Source organism: Burkholderia sp. Tr-20355 (genome assembly GCF_017104685.1).
Classification (GTDB): domain Bacteria; phylum Pseudomonadota; class Gammaproteobacteria; order Burkholderiales; family Burkholderiaceae; genus Burkholderia; species Burkholderia seminalis.
The window spans coordinates 1-4,106 of record NZ_JAAGPK010000309.1; the positions used below are offsets into that span (position 1 = coordinate 1).

A 4,106-nucleotide genomic window follows, 5' to 3' on the forward strand; every position below is an offset into this window, starting at 1 on the left:
CGTTGACGACGCGCTCGCGGCGCTCGACCGCGCGCTCGCCGATCTCGGCTGGATCGACGCGGCCAAGGCCGGCCGTACGCTCGATGCACGCGTGCGCGGCGCGGTCGGGCTGTGCCGGGCCGGTGTGCTCGTGGCGATCGTGCAGTGGCTGGCGGTCGGGATCGCGATCGCGGTGTCGCGGATCGGTTAGCGCCGCCCGCCGCCCGCCGCCCGTCAAGCGTGCGCCGCGCGCCGCGAGCGCGTGCGCTTCACTTCATACATGGCCCGATCGGCATGCTCGATCAGCGCGGTCATGTCGGTGCCGTCGTCCGGCAGCATCGCGACGCCGATGCTGACGCCCAGCCGCAGCGCATGCCCGTCGAATTCGAACGGTTCGCCGACTTGCCGCGCGAGCCGTGCGCTGTGCGTGTGCGCGTCGTCGCGGGTGCCGATGTTCGGCAGGATCACCGCGAATTCGTCGCCGCCGATGCGCGCGACCGTGTCCGAGCGCCGCACCGCACCCTGCATCCGCGTGGCGATCTCGCACAGCGCGGCGTCGCCCGCGCGGTGGCCGAGCCCGTCGTTGATCGGCTTCAGCCCGTCCATGTCGATGTTGAGAATGCCGAGCCGGCCGTTCGCGCGCAGTGCCGTATGCATCGACTGGCGCAGGCGGTCGTAGAACAGCGCGCGGTTCGGCAGGCCCGTGAGCGCGTCGTGCGTCGCGCGCAGGTACAGCTCGTTGGCCTCGTTGCGCGCCGCGTGGAACATCGCGGCGGCGATCAGGCCGGCCGTCAGCCGCAGCGTGCCGGCGTCGGCAGGCGAGAAGCCGTTGACGTGCGGCGACATCACCTTCAGCACGCCGACGGTCGTGTCCGCATGCGTGAGCGGCATCACGAGCATCGAGCGCAGCCCGACCCGCCGGCACGCGTCGCGATCGACGCGCGGGTCGGTTTCCGAATCGACGCAGTGCAGCAGTTCGCCTTGCTGCACGCACCGGCCCGACAGGCTGCCCGAGCGGCGCAGCCGCAGGCCGAGCATCCCGGCGGCGGTGCCCGACGCGGCGCGGTACACCATGTCGTCGCCCTCGGCGAACTCGACCGCGGCGGCGCTCGCGCCCGTGAGCTGCGGCACCTGCTCGGCCACGTAGGCCATCACGCTGCCGAGGTCGAGGCCGAGCTTCGCGATTTCGGTCTGCACCGCGATGATGCGCAGCAGCGTGTCGGGGGACGGGGTGGCGGTATCGACGATTTGATTCAAGTCAGTGATCCATCAAAGAAAGCGCATCCGGCGTCGCGGGTTTGCGGTAGCATACGCGCCGCATCGCGGCGGCGTGCCCCGGGCGGTCCGTCACGGGCCGCCGCCGGCCAGCCGCACGGCGCCGGCAGTATGCCGTTCGGCCCGCCCGGCGACAACGGCGCAATTCTTACCATTCGTCCCTCTCGTGCAGCATTTCCGACTCGATTGAGGTTTTTTTCGCTTCATCGGCGCGAATTCGCGTAAGTTTTGTCCTATTTTTGAGATAGTGTGACGAATGGGCGCGCGCCCGTGCCAGGCGCGCGCAGCACGGCGACGGCCGTTAAAGAATCCGCCGCGTCGTTTCGATAAATGCATCAGGCCAGGTCGCCATATGAGGGGAAGCAGTGGGGATGTGCACTCACGGGCATAGCTGCTTGACGCGCGTCGGTTCGGACGCGCTTGATGACCGGATCAACCAGACGACACGGAGGGGCGCATGAAGCCGGCCGCGTCGCTGCTCGTCCTGTCGGTCGCCATGGTTGGCGCTTTTCACACGGCAGTGCTGTCGGCCGCGCCGATGCCGGCGGTGCCGGCCGCCGCGTCGGCCGCCGGGCCCGCCGATGCGTCCGCTCCGGTGCTCGCGGCCGCGCCGGCCGTGGCCAGCGCGTCGTCCGCCGGCTTGCCGGCGACCACCGTGCATCTGCCGTTTGCGTCGCTCGGCGCGTTCGATCCGCTGCGCCTGCGCGGCGCCGACGACGCGCGCACGATCAACGCCGGCGTGCGGCTCGACCGCGTGGTCACGGGGGCGCGGTTGCGCCTGACCTACGCGTATTCGCCGTCGCTGGTCTTCCCGATGTCGCACCTGAAGGTGTCGGTGAACGGCGAGGTGATCGCGACCGTCCCGTTCGACGCCGCGCGCGCGGGCCGCACGGTCACGCAGGAGATTCCGATCGATCCGCGCTACTTCTCGGATTTCAACCAGATCGGTCTGCGCCTGATCGCGCACTACACGCTCGACCATTGCGAGGATCCGTCGAACTCGGCGCTGTGGGCCGACGTGAGTCCGACGAGCGAACTGATCCTCGACGAATCGCCGGTGCGCTTGCCGAACGATCTCGCGCTGCTGCCCGCGCCGTTCTTCGACCGGCGCGACAACGGCCGCGTGCGGCTGCCGTTCGTGCTGCCGGCAGCGCCCGATTCGGCGACGCTGCGCAGCGCGGGTGTGCTCGCGTCGTGGTTCGGCGCGCTGGCCGATTACCGGCATGCGCGCTTCCCGGTATCGTCCGCGCTGCCGGCCGACGACCAGGCGGTGGTGGTCGGCACGGCCGCGACGCTACCGGCCGGGCTCGCGCTGCCGCCGGTCAACGGACCGCTGCTCGCGGTCGCAGACAACCCGGCCGCGCCGGGGCGCAAGCTGCTGGTCGTCACGGGCCGCACGGCGGCCGAAGTCGACGACGCGGTCGCCGCGCTCGTGCTCGGCCGTGCGGCGCTGTCGGGGCCGACGGCGACGGTCGCGCACGTCGATCTCGGCGCACCGCGCAAGCCGTACGACGCGCCGCGCTGGCTGCCCGTGAACCGGCCGATCACGTTCCGCGAGCTCGTCAACGATCCGCGCCAGCTGGAAGTGCGCGGCACGACGCCCGACGCGATCCGGCTGAACCTGCGCGTGCCGGCCGATCTGCACTCGTGGAATGGCGCGGGTGTGCCGATCACGCTGCGCTACCGCTACACGGCGCCGACCGTGCAGGACAACTCGACGCTCGCCGTCGAGATCAACGACCAGCTCGTGAAGTCGTACCGGCTCGGGCCGGCCCATGCCGAGGACGCGCACGGCCGCATGCAGCTGCCGCTGCTGTCGGTGCCGGAAGGGCGCGTGACGAGCGATGTCGACATTCCCGCGTTCCGCGTCGGCAGCGGCAACCAGCTGCAGTTCCGCTTCACGCTCGATTCGCAGAAAACGGGCCTGTGCTCGAGCACGGCGACCGAGCCGCAGCGCGCGGCGATCGATCCCGATTCGACGATCGACTTCTCGCATTTCGTCCACTACGCGCAACTGCCGAACCTCGCGTTCTTCGCGAACAGCGGCTTCCCGTTCACGCGCTTCGCCGACCTGTCGCAGACGGCCGTGGTGCTGCCCGACCGGCCGTCGCCGCAGGAACTCGAGGCCTATCTGACGATGCTCGGCCACATGGGCGAATGGACCGGCTTCCCGGCGCTGCGCGTGCAGATCGCCCGGCCCGGAGACGTCGCCGCATTGGCGGGCAGCAAGGACCTGCTCGTGATCGACGGCTCGCCCACGTCGCCGTTGCTGGCGCACTGGCGTGCGGCGCTGCCGCTCGCGATCGGCGAGCAGGGCGGCGCCGGCGCGACGCGCGTCGCGTTCTCGGTGAAGGAGCGCTGGCGCAACGGCGTCGGTCTCGCGGATGGCGGCGCGCATATCGAACAGACGGGGCCGCTCGCGGCGCTCGCCGGTTTCGAGCTGCCGGGCAGCCACGGACGCAGCGTCGTCGCGCTGACCGCGACCGACCAGCCGCGTCTCGGCGATCTGCTCAACGTGTTCGAGAACGCCGGCCTCGTCGCGCAGCTGCAGGGCGACCTCGCGGTGGTGCGGCCGGGGCAGGTCGACAGCCTGCGGGTCGGCGAGCCTTACGTGGTCGGTTTCGTGCCGTGGTATGCGCGTGTCTGGACGCATGCGGCGCGGCATCCGGTCGTGCTCGGCGCGGTGGGCGTCGTCGCGGGGCTGCTGCTCGCGCTCGGCGTGTTCAGCGTGCTGCAGAGGATCGCCGCGCGTCGACGGGGGATGTAACGGATGGCGCGGGCAATGACGAAGCGACGGGCAGCGCGGCCGGCGCGGCGTGTCGGCGCGACACTCGCGCTGGCGGTTGCGGTGA

At 71.1% G+C, this 4,106-nt stretch carries 3 protein-coding genes; 2 read left to right on the forward strand and 1 reads right to left on the reverse strand.

Annotated elements, in window-relative coordinates; all coding sequences use genetic code 11:
• A partial coding sequence (locus G3N62_RS34660; protein ID WP_206141500.1) for a hypothetical protein occupies positions 1–190 on the forward strand: 190 nt, incomplete at its 5' end.
• A 23-nt stretch (positions 191–213) separates the two neighbouring features.
• On the opposite strand, the gene G3N62_RS34665 is transcribed toward G3N62_RS34660, so the two are convergent.
• Complete coding sequence (locus G3N62_RS34665; RefSeq protein ID WP_124669775.1) at positions 214–1,236, reverse strand: sensor domain-containing diguanylate cyclase; 1,023 nt, start codon at positions 1,234–1,236, stop codon at positions 214–216.
• Between the two features lie 475 nt (positions 1,237–1,711).
• Between G3N62_RS34665 and bcsB the strand changes: the two genes are divergently transcribed.
• Positions 1,712–4,021, forward strand: coding sequence for a cellulose biosynthesis cyclic di-GMP-binding regulatory protein BcsB (gene bcsB, locus G3N62_RS34670; RefSeq protein ID WP_034186730.1), 2,310 nt, complete (start codon positions 1,712–1,714; stop codon positions 4,019–4,021).
• Positions 4,022–4,106: the final 85 nt, after the last annotated feature.